Source organism: Xylella taiwanensis (assembly GCF_013177435.1).
GTDB classification, from domain to species: domain Bacteria; phylum Pseudomonadota; class Gammaproteobacteria; order Xanthomonadales; family Xanthomonadaceae; genus Xylella; species Xylella taiwanensis.
Map to the genome: position 1 here is coordinate 1,261,528 of NZ_CP053627.1, position 15,690 is coordinate 1,277,217.

Consider the following 15,690-nt stretch of genomic DNA (forward strand, 5'->3'; position numbering starts at 1 on the left):
GCATGAACAACACACCCGATGATAAACACCCCAACCACCAGAGTGACCTACCGTTCCAACTATCGGATGACACCGTAAAAAATTTTGCCGATCTAGTTAACGCATTAGCGGCTCACATAGGCCTAGACGCAGAAGACACCGACGATGACCCCGCACTACGGAAACCAGAACACATCAATACAAACGACACCTTCGATTACACATTCTCAGATGCATTAACCGCGCCCGCGTGTTACTGGACCAACCCCGATGGGAGCCAAGGCGGCATCGTCGCCGTGGCGGCCCATGTACACCCTATGAGTGCGCACATATGCCCCGGGGCGGTGATATGGCCTGAAGCGACAATCGCAGGGGACACCCACATTGGCAAAGGTACACACATTCATCCCAGAGCTGAAATTGGTTTCGGTGCCTTTATTAAATATAACTGTTCTATCGGTGCTGAATCCCGCATAGGGAACTATTCCAGCATCGGTAAACAAGTACACGTGGGTGACAACGTCCGCCTTGGTAACGCCGTCCGCATAAGTCGTAATTCTTCCGTGGGCAACGGAACCATCATTGGCGATAGAGCCCTCATTAGACACGTGGACATCAGAAAAGATGTTCTTATCGGGGACGATGTGTCTATTGAATCTTCAGTACTCATTTTAGATAACGCCATCGTCGGACACTACGTCAACATCGGAAAACATGCTTCCATTGGTGAGGATGTAGTTATCTGTAATTACGTGGCCATCCACGATCGCGTTTCAATCAAAAAAAGCGCGTACATCGGAGAACGTATTTGTCTACTGAAGAACGCGACCGTGGATGAAGAAGCCAGCGTCACGGCATCAACTATCACTCCAGAAATAGGCTTCAGCACGGCCAGGGAGGCGGCATGAATAACCTCTTCCATTACAGATGATTCGCTACAGATCGAATATGTCTATAAGAGGGGACGCATGATGAAAAAGCAGCAAGGGTTTCATTTAATCGAACTCATGATGGTGCTTGCGATTATTTCCATTCTCGCAGGTACCTCTGTGCCGATGTATCAGCATTACGTCGCTAAATCTCAAGTCACGGCGGCCCTGGCTGACATTACGCCTGGGAAGATAAACACCGAGATACGTATGGCACATGGAATGCCGCGCACCAGGCTTGCCAATGATATTGACCTGCGTGCCGTCACGACGCATTGCCACCGCATTGATGTCATTGTCGAGGTTGCCATCACGCAGTCCTATACCGACCCAGACGGCCATCCCAGAGTAGGGAGTGTGAGCGCTCCTGATTCAAGCATCACCTGCACGATTCATGGCAATGCGCAGGTCAACAATAAAATCATCCAGTGGATTCGTATCAGCGATGCGCATAACGCCAAGTTTGATGATGCGGGTAATGGTTTTGACGGCCAATGGTTCTGTGTCACCAACGTGGATGAAGCGTTCAGGCCAATACGCTGCAAAGCCTCTCTGCCTGCAATGAATAGCTGGGCGTAATCCCTATCAGGGCCTTTGCAACACCGAACACATAGCACGTTGAGACGGCCATGAGCGCAACAGAATTTCTAACCGCCGCAGAACTGATTGAGGTGACAGGCTATAAGCACATCGCCAGCCAACGTGAGTGGCTCGACAAAAACGGGTGGGCCTATGTGGTCAATGCGGCGGGCCGCCCGATTGTAGGCCGCTGGTTTGCACGCTTGCGCTTGGCAGGGGTACACCCACACATGGACGGGGGCGGTATGTCCCCAGCGGGCCGCCCTAATTTTGCGGCCTTGGACTAAGGTGTTGTTACGATGCGTCCCAAATCAAGCCATCGCGATTTGCCGCCCCGAATGCTACGCCGTGTGCGCGTGTTAAACAGCGGCAAGGTGTGGGAATCGTTTTACTACAACGGACGCACGGCGCAAGGACGCCGCATTGAAATCCCGCTGGGACGGGATTTAAACGAAGCAAAACGCAAGTGGGCCACGTTGGAATGTTGTCAAGCGCCGGCAGACACTAGCTTGCTGCGCTTCATATTTGATCGATACGCGCGTGAAGTGATCCCGGCCAAAGCCCCCAAAACGCAGAAATTAAATAAAAACGGCCTGATCACGTTGCGTAAGGTCTTTGATGCGGTGAATATCGATACGGTGACCCCACAGCACATTGCGCAGTACCGTGATAAACGGGGCCTTAAAACGCCGGTCAGCGCTAATCGGGAAATCGCGCTGTTATCCCATATATGGAATATGGCGCGCGAATGGGGGTATACGGCCAAAGAAAACCCGGTACGCGGCGTGCGTAAAAACAGAGAAAAGCCCCGCGAGTTTTACGCCGACGATGCGGTGTGGGCGGCGGTGTATGCCAAGGCAAGTCATGAAATCAAGGATGCGATGGATCTAAGCTACCTGACCGGGCAGCGGCCTGCTGACGTACTCAAGATGCGCTTTTCTGACATCAAAGACGCCGCCCTTGAGGTGCAACAGAACAAAACCAGGAAGAAACTGCGCATCCTGCTGGAGAGTGACGGCGTGCGGACAGGACTTGGTGAGGTGATCGACCGTATCAAGGCACGCAAACGCAAGGTGGTTAACCTATTCCTCGTCGCTACGCCAACTGGGAATGAATTGAACGAGCACATGCTACGTTCCCGATTCGATCGGGCCAGGAGCGCTGCGGCTCAAGCCGCCGGACAAGCGGGTGATATCGCCTTGGCAAAAAGAATTCGCACCTTCCAGTTCCGCGACATCCGCCCCAAGGCCGCCAGCGAACTACCGCTGGAGCATGCCAGCAAACTGTTAGGTCACACCGAGCAGGACATCACCGAGAGGGTCTACCGGCGCGTAGGTGAAGTGGTGAAGCCCACTAAATGAGCATTAACGCAAACAGGAACGGGCTTGGTCAGTTGCGGAAATCTAGAGGTCAGTTGCGGAAATGACGATTGAAAAGTCTTTATAAATCAATGAGTAGTTAATTTATGAAGTTGTCTTTACCGCAATGACTTTAAATGTGTGGTCTAGCCACGGTCACGGCGCGGCTTTGCCAAGTTGTAGCAAGGACGCGTTATCGATACGTATTGTGATTGTGTTCAAAAGATCGTCGGCCGATATGCAGCGTTGTGTTATTAGCAGGTTATTTTTTATGTGTGGAAGTTGTTTTTCCAGTTGCGTAATGTAGCAAATACTTCCACTTCATCTAGTGGTGTTCGATGCAGGTGAGCGGTGGCTGCAGTATGGATGGCAGGTGCGGCAGTACGCAGGAACGGATTGGTGTTCAGTTCGCTTTCGAGCGAAACAGGCAGTGTAGGGCGGGTTGCCAGACGCATGGCCTTGGCTTGTTGTTGACGGTGTTGTAAGGCGGTGTTGGTCGGGTCGACGTGCAGTGCGAATGCAGCGTTGGACAAGGTGTACTCGTGACCGCAGCACACGCGGGTTCGGCCTGGCAGAGCAGCCAAGCGTTGCAATGAAGTGAGCATCTGTGGTGCGGTACCTTCAAACATCTGTCCACAGCCCAGGCTGAACAGTGTGTCACCGCAGAACAGCAGGTCGTTACCGATAAAGGCCAAGTGGCTTTGGGTATGGCCTGGGGTCTGGAGGACTCGGAACCTTATACCAAGTATGTTCAATGAATCACCGTCGCCAGTCCGGCGGCAATTCAGGGTGATTCGTGCGTCGTGTGGTGCATAGACGGAGAGTGTTGGCCAATGTTCTAGAAGTTCCGGCACTCCTCCGATGTGATCGTCGTGGTGATGTGTCAATAGGATTGCAGTGGGGATGAGTCCCTTGGCATGAGCTGTTAATACTGGCAAAGCTTGACCTGGATCGACAATGAGGGCACGGCCATCAGGGGCAACCAATGTCCAGATGTAATTGTCGTTGAATGCGGGGAGTGGAGTCAGTCGCATAGAATGTGACCATGCCTGCCGTTATGGTCTCATGTCAAACTGGTATGTCATCCTGGTTCCAAACGAGGGCGGGGCGTTCGTTGATTCAGTTCGAGTGTCCGCTTGTTTTGCATGTGTTGCGTGAGCGATCGTCCCAGCCTTGGTTGTGGTTCAGTGTTTCTACAGAGTTGCCCTCTGCTACTGCGCTGAGTAGGTGTGGATTGCACCTGATCCAGTGCGATGGGGGGTTCGAAGGAGATGTGCGCTGTGTGCTTCCATTGCCGTTACCGACAGAAAGCGTGCGTGCGATTGTGGTGCAGCACGTAGTTGCTGACAGTGTTGTCGAGTTTTTCGACGAGTGCGCACGCGTATTGATGCCTGGTGGATGCCTGTATCTGTTTGCGCTCAATCCGCTGAGTCCGTATCGTCTACGCTGGTTGCGGCAGGGCCCGGTTGCGATTGGTTCGGAGCACTGGCGCGCATTACTTCACAATGCCGGTTTGCATTGCCGGCCAGTTCGCTATCTGGGGCCAACTTGGCGGCCAAGTTGCTTGCGATCCAATGTTAATCGTGCTCCGTGGCGCGCAGTCTGTCTGCTTGAGGCTGATAAGCGTGCGGTTGTACCTACTGGTCTGATTCAAGCGCGAATAGGCTGGCAGCGTCCGTTGTTGGCTTTCTGAATTTTTGGAGTCTATGAAATCGATCGACGTCTACACGGATGGTTCCTGTCTTGGTAACCCAGGGCCTGGTGGTTGGGCTGTTTTGTTGCGCTATGCAGATAAGGAGAAGGAATTGGTGGGTGGTGAGGCTAATACGACCAATAATCGGATGGAGCTGATGGCCGCGATTATGGCTCTGGAACGGTTGAGCGAGCCTTGTCAGATCCAACTTCATACCGATTCGCAGTATGTGCGCCAAGGCATCACTGAGTGGATGTCTGGCTGGATACGGCGAGGTTGGAAAACCGCGGCCGGTGACGCAGTCAAGAATCGCGATCTATGGGAGCGGTTGTGTACGGCTACTCAGCGGCATAGGGTCGAATGGTGTTGGGTCAAGGGCCACAATGGTGATTTAGATAATGAACGGGTTGATTTATTGGCTCGTGCCCAAGCTATGGTTCAGCGTGGTACGTTAGCAAGCCAATGAATGATACGAAGCGTCAGATTGTTCTTGATACTGAGACCACCGGGCTGGAATGGGCCAAGGGGAACCGCATTGTGGAGATTGGCGCGGTCGAGTTGCTTGATCGCCGACTCAGCGGCAACAATTTTCATCGTTATCTCAAGCCTGATGTTTCGTTTGAGGCCGGCGCCGAGGCAGTGACGGGGCTGACCATAGAGTTTCTAGCCGACAAACCGAAGTTCAGCGGGATTGCCGATGAATTCCTGGCGTATATCAATGGTGCCGAACTGATTATTCACAATGCGGCGTTCGACTTGGGATTCCTTGATTACGAGCTATCGCGGTTGGGTTCTGAGTACGGGAAAATAACAGATCGTGCCAGTGTGCTTGACACTCTGGTGATGGCTCGTGAGCGCTATCCAGGTCAGCGCAATTCGCTGGATGCATTGTGTAAGCGTCTTGGCGTGGATAACGCCCATCGTCAGTTGCATGGCGCATTGCTTGACGCTCAGATATTAGCAGATGTTTATATTGCGTTGACTTCTGGACAAGAGGAGATTGGCTTTGCGTTGCCAGATATCAGTCGTGTTGGTGGTGTCGATGCTGTTAGAGTGGCGTTTGCACCGGATGTGTTGTTACCACGTCCCTGTGTAGTGGCGGCGCAATCCGAGCTGGAAGCGCATGAGGCTCGCTTGGCCAAGTTGCGTAAGATGGCTGGTCATGCGCTGTGGGATGGGGTGTAGGTTGGGTTCTTTGCCACCATTGACTGATGATTGGAGATATGACTTGGCCATTAGCCAAGTACTTCCATGAGTGAGTGGCAGCGGATCAGCACCACAGTGATGTTGTCTGAACCGCCATTATCAAGTGCTGCAGCGACCAGCGTGTCCACGCATTCTTGGGCGCTACAGTCGTTATGGTTAAGCGTAGCGGCGATATCACGCTCAGTGACTTCTTCGGTCAATCCATCGCTGCACAACAGCAACTCCATGCCGGGTGTCAGGTCACCGGTGATTGTGGCTATATTCAAGTAGGCAGGATCGGTGATGCCCAGTGCTTGAGTGATGACATTGCGATATGGGTGTGAGTGCACTTGCTCGTTGGTCGGGGGGATCAGTTTTGGAATGAAGCTGTGAGTTTGGCTTAGCTGGATCAAGCGACCATCGTGCCAAAGGTAGGCGCGGCTATCGCCAACCCAGGCGACCTCAAAGCGTGTGCCATGTACTTGTACTGCGACTACTGTGGTCCCCATCGGCAAGGTGTCGTTGCGATGTTTTGAGGCATTGATGATTTCTTCATCGGCCAAGTAAATCGCCTCGGTTAGCGTCCTACCGGCACGTACTTCGCGTACGATTACTTCGCGTGCCAAAGCGCTGGCTATTTCGCCGCAAGCGTAGCCGCCTATGCCGTCGGCTATCAGCCATAGGTTGAGCTTGCCATCACCATAGTAGGTGTCTTCGTTGAGGTCGCGCCTTAGGCCAGGGTGTGAAAGGTGGCCAAATTCAAGCATGGCAGTGTGGTGGATAACAGAGAAGATATAATCACGGATCATCTGTGCTTTAAGCAACACATCGCTGCCTGTGTGCGCTTGCTGGGCCGCCGGCACCTAAGTACGATATCCTCCCTATCGCCGGGAAGATGGCAGAGCGGTTGAATGTACCTGACTCGAAATCAGGCAGGCGTTTATAGCGCCTCGGGGGTTCGAATCCCCCTCTTCCCGCCAGTTATTTAGAAGCAAGGGATCTGGTTGGCGATCCGTACGATTTGCTGAAACTGTATTTTTCATCGGTTTGCGTCAAGTTCGCTCCTGTCCACGTTTAGACCAAGAGCGCCACTTATAAGTCTGTTAATACACCGAGATCGGGTCTTGGCGAACTCCTTTGGTATTGCATTGATGTGTTACGAGAAGAGTACGTGGTGGTATATCGCTTACAGTAGGCAACGGTGCCGATATTAGCGTGGCTCTATCTGTGCATCAGTACGGATGTGCAAGGTCTATGCCGGGGAAGGATCATTGAGGTTGTTAGATTGACCGATGGCATGTATCGCGAGAAGGCATCATGTACACGTGTTGATCATGCTCAGTTGCTGTGCATAGTGACCGAATCTGAAACTGAGCGAAGTGGTGATCGCGGAGAAGATCGACCACATCAACTGTTTAGGTGAGCCCTTGATAGCTTTTGTCCAAGGTAAGAGGGCATTCCTAGCTATTGGAGATCTGTTTGAGCTGATGATTGGGTCTTAAAGTGCTTACAAAAATTGTGCTGAAGTCCGTCAAGGATATAAAACAATCAGACAGCTATAAGAGGGCGTATAAGCCATATTGTCACGTAAATACTTTTAGGTTTCGTTGTTGACGGTTGCATTTTTTTATTGTTTTCGGCCTGCAATGTTAGGGGAAGATTATTTTCCTGATTTTGCCGTGACTGTGATCTTGTTGTCGGCGCTCACTTTGTCGGATTTTATGATGAGCCAAGGTTGATGTAAGGAGATGGGAGCATCATTGAGGTTAAAGGAGAGTGACCTGAAGCGATTGATATTTTTGATATTGGTCGCGTAATTGAGTATGGTTTTCCAGATGACACTTGAGATTTGTTTATCTGATGATATTTTGAAGTAAATAGGATGGATGACTGGTCATTCTTAAAAAAATCTTTTTTTCTAAGGTATGCCTGGATTTATGTATCGAAGTTTGTTTGGAAAACTTCAAAAGTGGAGACTTGAGTTTCTAGGCAAGATGCTTGTAATGCTGACAAGTCTCGGGTACGAAAAAAATCAGAATACTCTTGGGATACATGTTTTGTATAGCGCTATAAGTTTCTGATCTTGTTGAAATACTTTTGTATCAAATGGTCGTCCTTTCAGTCTTTGCTAATTATCACCTACTTGCCGCGTCGTTTCAGGGTGGCATCTGTGTTGATGTGATGGCAATGCACATTCGTGTTCAGTTGGAAAACTAGTTGCAAAGTTATGATTTAATCTGATTACCGATTAGTGAGTAACATCTAGTAACTTCACAACTAGTCCTATCGCTTCATAAGAAGATTTTTTTGAGAATTGGTGCATCTGATGCTCTGATGCGATCAGCTTTTGCTACGGAGCTGCGTTGATGAGACAGTAAGATGCTTGGATTGATCATCATGCATTGGATATTCATTGATTGCAGCAGGACTTGCAACATCTGTATTAGTAGGCTTGAACGGTTTAGGAGCGACGTAAGACGAAGCTGACACAAAGTGATACATTTTTTTGAGAAACAGGGAGATATTGTGAGTACTGTTCCCAATATGTTCTTTGTATTTTTTAATAAGGATTGATGCGTTTCTAATGATCCTCTTAAAGCTAAAGGGATATTATTAAGCTTCATCGCAGCTGATCAATCAAATTGGTAATGCGAATGCGATTTTAATCCACCGCCATTATACTGCCGTATCTTGGTTCTGTTGGTGCTTACTATGTCAGGAATCCTCGTGCCTGTGTCCTTTGGAGAGTTGCTCGATAAAATCGCGATCCTGCAAATTAAGTCCGAAAGGATCAACGATGTAGCGAAACTTGTTAACGTCCGTAATGAACTGGCAGCTCTGGAAGAAGTTTGGATGGCATACCCGTCTACTGCCAGCGAGATACCGCGTTTGCGTGCCGAGTTGAAAGCAGTCAATGAGCGGTTGTGGGTGATAGAGGACGAAATCCGCTTGAAGGAGAAGGCGCAGGCATTCGATAATGAGTTCATCCGTCTAGCACGCAGCGTGTACTTTGAGAACGATGCGCGCGCGCGGATCAAAAAGGAGATCAACCTCGCGTTAGATTCACCTTATGTTGAAGAAAAATCCTATCAGGATTACCGCTCAGTCGATACTTTTTGAACGTCTCTGTCTGTAGTTCAGGTGTGTGCATAGTCAGTGCGGTACCGTTCGAACGCGGCGATGGCGTCTTCGACCGTCACGAGGTCCATAACCCCATCGAACTCGATTTTGGTGCCCCATTGCAGTGTGTTGCCTGGTTTACCTAGGTACTTGCGTGCAGCCGTATCGTAACGATCCACGCAGTAGCGCAAGTCCGAATATGGGCCACTACGGCGTGGATTACTGGCTGCATGTAAACCCAATACTTTTCTGCCTACTGCGTTGGCGATATGCATCGGTCCAGAGTCTGGGGTCATTACTAAGTCGGCACGTTCGAGGAGGGCTGGCAGTTGTTTGAGTGTATCTTTGCCAACCATATCCAGTAGTGGTGCCTGAGTCTGCGCCAGAATTGTGTCTGCGGTCTGCCGTTCCAGTGTGCTGCGGCCACCGCATAGTACGATTCGCCAGCCCTGTGCAGCGGCGTGCTCGGCCATTGCTGCGTAGCGTTGCGCTTGCCAGTTTCGATGGATGTGACTGGAGCAGGGGGAGATCATCAGTACCGGCTGACCATCATTGTCCCACTGAGCCCAGGCCCAGGCCCGTGCCTCCTCAGACACTGGCAGATCCCAGTGTACTTCACGCTGCACTAGGCCTAACGGCTCGCAGAAGCTGCCGATCGCGTCTAGCACATGGATGCCGGGGCGGTTGGGGATGCGCTGATTGATGAATAAGCCGTGCAAATCTTTGGAGCGGCTGTGGTCGTAGCCGATGCGGCAGCGTGCTGGCACAAATGCTGACAGGAGGTTGGCGCGTAGCGCCACTTGCATTTGCAAAAGTGCGTCGAACTGGCCTAGTGGTGTCAGCTTGGCACGTAGCGCGCGCATGCCGGTTAAGCCCGTGCGCTTGTCGTAGACATGTAGGTGCACCCCATCAAGTCCGTCCAGCAGCTTGCTGCCAGGCGTATCAATAATCCAGTGCAGGCGTGCTTTGGGTAGCTCGCGTTGCAAGGTGCGTACCAACGGCACTACGTGAGTGATATCCCCAAGTGCTGATAAGCGTAGCAGGCATAGGGAATAGGAGGTTTGCTCCATCGTGTTGTTAGACTTGAATGGATGGTTGCATTTGACGCCAACGAAATCCTAACGCCGTTCTGCGAGGGCCGCAGGGAAGGAGCTATTCTGTTCGACTGCCAGCGTATGCGGCAAGTCGAGTACGGTCTATTTGTACCGGCTTGGTGGGGGGGGCGGGCACATCCAGTGTCTGAGGGAGGACGCGGTAGTGCTTGGTTCGTGGACGCGCCGTTTGGGCATGCGGTATTGCGTCAGTACCGGCGTGGCGGAATGATCGCTATGTTCAATCGTGATCGTTACTTTTGGTGTGGTGGGCATCGTACTCGAAGCATCGTTGAGTTTCGGTTGATGCGCGAGTTGATCTCGCGCAGGTTGCCGGTTCCAGTTCCCTTGGCTGCCTGCTATGTGCGGCATGGTGTGCAATACCAAGCGGCGATCTTGATTGAGCGACTGGAGGGGGTGTCTTCACTGGCCGCGTGCGTGCGTGGGAACAGCAACGATACGCCTTGGGAGCAGATTGGGAGGCTGATTTCGCGCTTTCATCGCGAGGGGCTGGATCATGCTGATCTTAATGCGCACAACATTCTGTTAGACCCCGCTGGAAAGTGCTGGTTGATCGATTTTGATCGCGGTGTGCTGCGTATCCCGGCTACCAGCTGGCGGGAACGCAACTTGGCCCGCTTACTACGTTCATTGCTTAAGATACGTGGTGAACGCAGTGTTGATGCAGTCTATAGGGACTTCGAGCGTTTGCGTCGTGCTTACGATTTGGCTTGGAGTCGAGGTTGTTGATGTCTTTCGGATATTAGGCTTCCCCAAGATAGGCAATGCCTCTAGTGCTTACTGATAGCTACCTTCAAGCATGAAGGTCCCTTTTTATTCAATCTGGCAAGTCAGTTTGATCAATCACCGTTTTATTGATTACAGAAAACATCGAGTTGCTTTTATGCATGTCGTTGTCGGGCTGTACCAATGGATAAGCATAGTAAGATATGTTCGCTCCAGTTTTAGGCGCTTGATGGAATGTATGGTTTGATGTGTGCGAGGTTGGCCAATGCTCACGAATGCCAAATCCTCCACAATGATCACTGGCTTAGCCATATACAGGACTGTTGCTGCTACTTTGGATATATGTGTTTGGGACGTCCAGTGCGATCATAGTGTTTTGTAGGGTATGTCGGATGAGGGGCACACATCCCTCTTTGATTGGTGCGTGGAGACCATTTACGGTCGAGGAGAGCGTGTGCATCGCAATCTAAGCATGGCGTGGGGGATCTACTGTATGCAGCGGGCGGGTGTGGTTTCATGGCAAGCATGTAGCTTTGTGTCTCACTGTCAGTGCATGCGTTAGATGGAAATGCAAATGTGCGCTTCTGAAACCGTTTTGCTAGATGTCCAGGTATTGGATGTTGGTTGTGCGGTTTTGCCACCAGAGGCACCGTTGCCCATGCCTGAGCAGTCGTTACGCAAGGGTCGGTTACAGGTGCCACGTCAGCGTACTGCCCCGTTGGGGATTGGTTTGCGTCGCTTCTACTTGATTGGTGGCACTATGGCGATGAGCTTGATTGCAACCTGGGTGATGCTCGCTGTGATGTGGCCTGGTGGGATCAATGTGCTTGAAGGTTGCTTGCTAGTGCTGTTCATGTTCTTGTTCGCCTGGGTGACCATGTCCTTTGCCAGTGCATTAGCTGGGTTTTTCTGCGTGGTGTTCGGTGGTGGCCGTAAGCTTGGTATCGATCCGCAGGTGCCGCTGCCTGATCTGCACGCCCGTACTGCATTGTTGATGCCTACTTACCACGAGAATCCGGGTCGATTGTTAGCAGGGCTGCAGGCGATCTATGAATCGGTGGCTGAGACTGGGCAGTTGGAGCATTTCGATTTCTTCGTGCTTAGTGATAGTCGTCGTGAAGAATTCGGGTTGGCCGAGGAGCGTGAGTATGCTGCACTGTGTGCGCGGCTTGCTGCTCATGGCCGAATATTCTATAGGCGCCGCGCAGATAACGCTGGGCGCAAGGCAGGTAACATCGCTGACTGGGTACGCCGCTTTGGTGGCGCTTACCAGCAGATGCTGATCCTGGATGCCGACAGTGTGATGACTGGGGACACAATCGTGCGTTTGGTCGCTGGTATGGAGTCCAATCCGGACGTCGGTTTGATTCAGAGCCTGCCGGTTGTGGTTGGTGGCCGTACCTTGTTCGCACGGATGCAGCAATTCGGTGGGTGTGTGTACGGTCCGATCATTGCTTACGGCGTAGCTTGGTGGCATGGCGCAGAGAGCAACTACTGGGGCCATAATGCAGTGATCCGCACGAAGGCTTTTGCAGACCACGCTGGATTGCCTGCATTGCCTGGACGCAAGCCTTTTGGCGGTCACGTGCTTAGCCATGATTTTGTTGAGGCTGCTCTAATCCGACGCGGCGGCTGGGCCACGCATATGGTGCCGTACTTGCAGGGTAGCTACGAGGAAGGCCCACCGACTTTGACCGATTTACTGATTCGTGATCGTCGTTGGTGCCAAGGTAACTTACAGCATGCCAAAATCGTTAATGCTGCTGGTCTGCATTGGATCAGCCGTATGCATATGCTGATTGGTATTGGCCACTACTTCACTGCACCGATGTGGGGGTTAATGATGCTGATTGGTATTGCTATCCCCCTGGCTGGAGATGGCATTGATCTGACTGCAGGCCTGCACTTCTCACCAGCACACTATTGGCATGGACGCACAGACGGTGATGTATTGTGGATTTTTGCTTTTACCATGTTTGTTCTTCTGGCGCCAAAGCTGCTTGCTTACCTCGCCTTGTTGTTTAACCCGCATGAATGCCGTGCTTGCGGTGGAGCATTACGTGTGTTGCTGAGTATTCTGCTGGAGAGCGTTCTGGCAGCGTTGATGGCTCCGGTGGTGATGTACTTGCAGTCGCGTGGTGTGTTTGAAGTGTTGGCTGGCAAGGATTCTGGCTGGGATGCACAACAGCGTGACGATGGTAAGCTCTCTTGGAGTGTATTGCTGCGTAGTTACGGAGGTTTGAGCGTCTTGGGGGTGTTTATTGGCGTATTGGCGTATGCCGTTTCTCCGCCGTTAGCAATGTGGATGTCTCCAGTGGTGTTTGGTATGGCGTTGTCAGTGCCGGTTGTGGCATTGACCTCACATCGCCTTGTAGGTGCTGTGTTACGTCATTGGGGTATCTTTTTGATTCCAGAGGAAACTGCACCATCGAAGGTGTTGATGCGTGTAGCCGAGCTTCGCCGCGTTAGGCAAGCATAATGTTTGGTTCTCTCTGTTTGGATTCACCCAAGATGTTGGAAACGATCGAACACGAGACTGCCCCCATGCCGCAGTGGAGTGTGTTGTGGTTACATGGTTTGGGTGCTGATGGTCATGACTTCATGCCGATCGTGCCAGAGTTGGTGCGTCCGCACTGGCCTGCGTTGCGTTTTGTGTTTCCGCATGCTCCGGTTAGGCCGATCACGATTAATAACGGTGTACCGATGCGTGGTTGGTATGATCTTCTCAGCCTCGATTTCAATCAGCGTGCCGACCAGGCTGGGATTGAGGCTGCAGTCGTTCAGGTCGAGGCGTTGATGGTGCGCGAGCAGGAGCGTGGCATTGCGTCCAAGTGCTTGTTTTTAGCTGGATTTTCCCAGGGAGGGGCGGTGGTGCTCAGCACAGGTCTGCGTTGCGCGACCTCCTTAGCTGGCCTGATTGCGTTGTCTACGTATCTACCGGACACGGCGGGCGCCGCTGCCCGTTTGCTTCCAGGGAGCAGTGCACAGCCGTTGTTCATGGCCCACGGGCGTGCTGATCCAGTGGTGCCATTGGTGCATGGTCAGTCCGCTGCTGAGACACTGCGTAAGCTAGGTTTCGCTGTGGACTGGCATACTTACCCGATGGCGCACCAGGTTTGCCAGGAGGAGATCCAGACGTTGGGAGATTGGCTAGAGCGGCGTTTTGCCGTTTCCTGTCCCTGAGCTGCTCCTGTGCCGCAATCATTGCTGTTGCGCCCGTCTTGGTTGCCGGAGATGTGCCGAGTTCCACGCATTGTGGCGTTGCTAGGATTGGCGGAGCTCGTAGTTGTGGTTGCGATGTTGGTGCCTGATCAGAGGAGCGTGTGGTCTGTGTCGCGTTTCCTCTCGGCAAGTGGTATGGCGATGTGGTTAGCGCTGGCTATTGGTGTGCTGTTATGCGTCTTGCGTCCGTTCCTGTTGCGTCTTCCTCCGATGTTGGGCAAGGTCGCGGTGTTAATGGTGGCCAGTACAGTGGCTATGTTGGGAACTGGTGTAGTGCATGTTTTGTATGTTTCGCTTGGTCAGCCACCAATAGCGCCTGAGATAGGGTTTTGGCGTTATACCCTTGGATGTAGCGCCATCACAGTACTGATCACAGGTTTGGCGCTCCACTATTTTTATGTTAGTGATCGTTGGGTTGCCCAACTGCAGGCGCAGGCTCGTGCTCAGGTGGATGCGTTACAGGCACGTATCCGCCCACATTTTCTCTTTAATAGCATGAATCTGATTGCCTCTTTGCTGCGCCGCGATCCAGAAATTGCTGAGCAGGCGGTGTTAGACTTATCTGATCTGTTCCGTGCTGCGCTTGAGGCAGGGGGGGACGAATCCAATTTGCGTGAAGAGTGCGAATTGGCTGAGCGTTATCTTGCGATTGAATCATTGCGCTTGGGTGACCGGCTGCAGGTACGTTGGAAACGTGTTGAGCCTCTGCCATGGCAGTTGCCGTTGCCGCGCTTGGTGTTGCAACCGTTACTGGAGAACGCAATTTTACATGGTATTTCCCAGTTGCCTGCCGGTGGCTGCGTCGAGGTGAGCCTGTGCTGCGAAGTGCAGCGTTTATACATACGTATCGTCAATCCGGCACCGTCTCCACAGAAATTAGCTGCAGGAGCGGGTCATGCGCAGGCCAGCATCGCGCATCGCCTTGGTTACCGCTTTGGTCCAGCTGCTCGAATGACGGCTGTTTGGAGTGGAGGCTATTATGCCTGTGACATCGTATTACCGTTGACATGATGGGAGGTTGCCGGTTTGCTACGTATCTTGATTGCCGATGATGAGCCTTTTGCTCGTGAGCGGCTGCGTGTGTTGCTGCAAGCACAAGTGCAACATCTAGAGGTGGTGGCTGAGGCTGAGAATGGCGGGCAGGTATTACAGAATTGCGAGCGTCTGCATCCTGATTTGGTACTGCTGGATATTGCAATGCCTGGCATTGATGGCTTGGAAACGGTACGTTATTTACGTCATTTCAATGATTGTCCAGCGGTGGTGTTTTGTACTGCTTATGGTGACCACGCATTGTCGGCATTTGATGTGGAGGCTATCGACTATCTGATGAAACCAGTGCGTGCTGAACGGCTCAATGCGGCATTGGAACGAGTGCGAACCTTCGTGGCTGGGCGCCTACGTGCGCCGCAGATCTCATTTGATGGGAGGCCACGGACTCATTTGTGCGCGCGTATCCGCGGCGCACTACGCTTGATTCCTCTGGATGAAGTGCGTTACCTGCAGGCAGAGGAGAAGTACGTGGTGATCTGTCATGCGCATGGTGAAGATTTGATCGAGGAATCGCTGAAATCCTTGGAAAAGGAGTTCAGTGACCGGCTGGTGCGTATCCATCGCAACTGTTTGATTGCTCGTGCCGAACTGACCGAGTTGCGTCGTTGCGGCGATGGACAGGTGCAGGCGGTACTTCGCAATGTTGTTACGCCGTTAGCCGTTAGTCGGCGTTGTGTTCCTTTACTATGTGATCAGCTGCGCCTGTCTGGTGTTCTGACAGGTCGCTGGTAATG

At 52.1% G+C, this 15,690-nt stretch carries 16 protein-coding genes and 1 tRNA gene; 14 read left to right on the forward strand and 3 right to left on the reverse strand.

The annotated features are described in order from the left end of the window. Nucleotides 1-2: 2 nt before the first annotated feature. The 4 genes from PLS229_RS05350 to PLS229_RS05365 all read left to right on the forward strand — a co-directional run bounded on the left by PLS229_RS05350 (nt 3) and on the right by PLS229_RS05365 (nt 2,848). Complete coding sequence (locus PLS229_RS05350) at nt 3-887, forward strand: LbetaH domain-containing protein (protein ID WP_114867111.1); 885 nt, start codon at nt 3-5, stop codon at nt 885-887. Between the two features lie 63 nt (nt 888-950). After that, nucleotides 951-1,487, forward strand: coding sequence for a pilin (locus PLS229_RS05355; protein ID WP_038273354.1), 537 nt, complete (start codon nt 951-953; stop codon nt 1,485-1,487). A gap of 50 nt (nt 1,488-1,537) precedes the next feature. Next, nucleotides 1,538-1,774, forward strand: a complete 237-nt coding sequence (locus PLS229_RS05360) for a DUF4224 domain-containing protein (RefSeq protein ID WP_069636229.1) — start codon at nt 1,538-1,540, stop codon at nt 1,772-1,774. Nucleotides 1,775-1,786: 12 nt separating this feature from the next. Then, nucleotides 1,787-2,848: a tyrosine-type recombinase/integrase gene (locus PLS229_RS05365; protein WP_038273275.1), complete on the forward strand. Its 1,062-nt coding sequence runs from the start codon at nt 1,787-1,789 to the stop codon at nt 2,846-2,848. 266 nt (nt 2,849-3,114) lie between these two features. Here the strand turns inward: PLS229_RS05365 and gloB are convergent, their stop codons facing one another. After that, complete coding sequence (gene gloB, locus PLS229_RS05370; protein WP_038272090.1) at nt 3,115-3,879, reverse strand: hydroxyacylglutathione hydrolase; 765 nt, start codon at nt 3,877-3,879, stop codon at nt 3,115-3,117. Between the two features lie 11 nt (nt 3,880-3,890). On the opposite strand from gloB, the gene PLS229_RS05375 reads away from it, so the two are divergent. Genes PLS229_RS05375 through dnaQ form a run of 3 tightly spaced genes read left to right on the forward strand, consistent with a single transcriptional unit; the run spans nt 3,891 to nt 5,723 of the window. After that, nucleotides 3,891-4,538: a class I SAM-dependent methyltransferase gene (locus tag PLS229_RS05375; RefSeq protein ID WP_038272092.1), complete on the forward strand. Its 648-nt coding sequence runs from the start codon at nt 3,891-3,893 to the stop codon at nt 4,536-4,538. A 13-nt stretch (nt 4,539-4,551) separates the two neighbouring features. Continuing rightward, nucleotides 4,552-5,004 (forward strand): ribonuclease HI, encoded by a 453-nt coding sequence (gene rnhA, locus PLS229_RS05380; protein ID WP_038272094.1) that lies wholly within the window; start codon nt 4,552-4,554, stop codon nt 5,002-5,004. Next, nucleotides 5,001-5,723 (forward strand): DNA polymerase III subunit epsilon, encoded by a 723-nt coding sequence (gene dnaQ / locus PLS229_RS05385; protein ID WP_038272095.1) that lies wholly within the window; start codon nt 5,001-5,003, stop codon nt 5,721-5,723. The genes rnhA and dnaQ overlap by 4 nt, the downstream gene beginning before the upstream one ends. 50 nt (nt 5,724-5,773) lie before the next feature. Here the strand turns inward: dnaQ and PLS229_RS05390 are convergent, their stop codons facing one another. Then, nucleotides 5,774-6,490 (reverse strand): PP2C family protein-serine/threonine phosphatase, encoded by a 717-nt coding sequence (locus PLS229_RS05390; protein ID WP_038272160.1) that lies wholly within the window; start codon nt 6,488-6,490, stop codon nt 5,774-5,776. Between the two features lie 122 nt (nt 6,491-6,612). Here PLS229_RS05390 and PLS229_RS05395 point away from each other — a divergent pair. Both PLS229_RS05395 and PLS229_RS05400 read left to right on the forward strand, forming a co-directional pair. Beyond that, nucleotides 6,613-6,703 (forward strand) — tRNA-Ser (locus PLS229_RS05395). Between the two features lie 1,732 nt (nt 6,704-8,435). After that, nucleotides 8,436-8,843 carry a DUF6165 family protein gene (locus tag PLS229_RS05400; protein WP_038272096.1) on the forward strand — a complete coding sequence of 136 codons (408 nt, stop codon included), beginning with the start codon at nt 8,436-8,438 and terminating at the stop codon, nt 8,841-8,843. 17 nt (nt 8,844-8,860) lie between these two features. On the opposite strand, the gene PLS229_RS05405 is transcribed toward PLS229_RS05400, so the two are convergent. Then, nucleotides 8,861-9,913, reverse strand: coding sequence for a glycosyltransferase family 9 protein (locus PLS229_RS05405; RefSeq protein WP_038272098.1), 1,053 nt, complete (start codon nt 9,911-9,913; stop codon nt 8,861-8,863). A gap of 21 nt (nt 9,914-9,934) precedes the next feature. Here PLS229_RS05405 and PLS229_RS05410 point away from each other — a divergent pair, with 21 nt between their 5' ends. From PLS229_RS05410 to PLS229_RS05430, 5 genes are all read left to right on the forward strand, one after another. After that, nucleotides 9,935-10,684 (forward strand): 3-deoxy-D-manno-octulosonic acid kinase, encoded by a 750-nt coding sequence (locus PLS229_RS05410; RefSeq protein ID WP_038272101.1) that lies wholly within the window; start codon nt 9,935-9,937, stop codon nt 10,682-10,684. Between the two features lie 559 nt (nt 10,685-11,243). Next, entirely contained in the window at nt 11,244-13,160 is a 1,917-nt protein-coding gene (gene mdoH / locus PLS229_RS05415; protein ID WP_038272102.1) for a glucans biosynthesis glucosyltransferase MdoH, read from the forward strand. A gap of 32 nt (nt 13,161-13,192) precedes the next feature. Then, entirely contained in the window at nt 13,193-13,864 is a 672-nt protein-coding gene (locus PLS229_RS05420; protein ID WP_038272161.1) for an alpha/beta hydrolase, read from the forward strand. Nucleotides 13,865-13,915: 51 nt separating this feature from the next. Next, a complete protein-coding gene (locus PLS229_RS05425) occupies nt 13,916-14,914 on the forward strand; it encodes a sensor histidine kinase (RefSeq protein WP_051482362.1) in 999 nt (332 codons plus the stop codon). Between the two features lie 15 nt (nt 14,915-14,929). After that, entirely contained in the window at nt 14,930-15,688 is a 759-nt protein-coding gene (locus tag PLS229_RS05430; RefSeq protein ID WP_038272104.1) for a LytR/AlgR family response regulator transcription factor, read from the forward strand. Nucleotides 15,689-15,690 lie beyond the last annotated feature (2 nt).

Coding starts and splice junctions, on each gene's coding strand:
- PLS229_RS05350 (WP_114867111.1), top strand. CDS start 3: ATGAACAACACACCCGATGATAAACACCCCAACCACCAGAGTGACCTA.
- PLS229_RS05355 (WP_038273354.1), top strand. CDS start 951: ATGAAAAAGCAGCAAGGGTTTCATTTAATCGAACTCATGATGGTGCTT.
- PLS229_RS05360 (WP_069636229.1), top strand. CDS start 1,538: ATGAGCGCAACAGAATTTCTAACCGCCGCAGAACTGATTGAGGTGACA.
- PLS229_RS05365 (WP_038273275.1), top strand. CDS start 1,787: ATGCGTCCCAAATCAAGCCATCGCGATTTGCCGCCCCGAATGCTACGC.
- gloB (WP_038272090.1), bottom strand. CDS start 3,879: ATGCGACTGACTCCACTCCCCGCATTCAACGACAATTACATCTGGACA.
- PLS229_RS05375 (WP_038272092.1), top strand. CDS start 3,891: ATGCCTGCCGTTATGGTCTCATGTCAAACTGGTATGTCATCCTGGTTC.
- rnhA (WP_038272094.1), top strand. CDS start 4,552: ATGAAATCGATCGACGTCTACACGGATGGTTCCTGTCTTGGTAACCCA.
- dnaQ (WP_038272095.1), top strand. CDS start 5,001: ATGAATGATACGAAGCGTCAGATTGTTCTTGATACTGAGACCACCGGG.
- PLS229_RS05390 (WP_038272160.1), bottom strand. CDS start 6,490: ATGCTTGAATTTGGCCACCTTTCACACCCTGGCCTAAGGCGCGACCTC.
- PLS229_RS05400 (WP_038272096.1), top strand. CDS start 8,436: ATGTCAGGAATCCTCGTGCCTGTGTCCTTTGGAGAGTTGCTCGATAAA.
- PLS229_RS05405 (WP_038272098.1), bottom strand. CDS start 9,913: ATGGAGCAAACCTCCTATTCCCTATGCCTGCTACGCTTATCAGCACTT.
- PLS229_RS05410 (WP_038272101.1), top strand. CDS start 9,935: ATGGTTGCATTTGACGCCAACGAAATCCTAACGCCGTTCTGCGAGGGC.
- mdoH (WP_038272102.1), top strand. CDS start 11,244: ATGGAAATGCAAATGTGCGCTTCTGAAACCGTTTTGCTAGATGTCCAG.
- PLS229_RS05420 (WP_038272161.1), top strand. CDS start 13,193: ATGTTGGAAACGATCGAACACGAGACTGCCCCCATGCCGCAGTGGAGT.
- PLS229_RS05425 (WP_051482362.1), top strand. CDS start 13,916: ATGTGCCGAGTTCCACGCATTGTGGCGTTGCTAGGATTGGCGGAGCTC.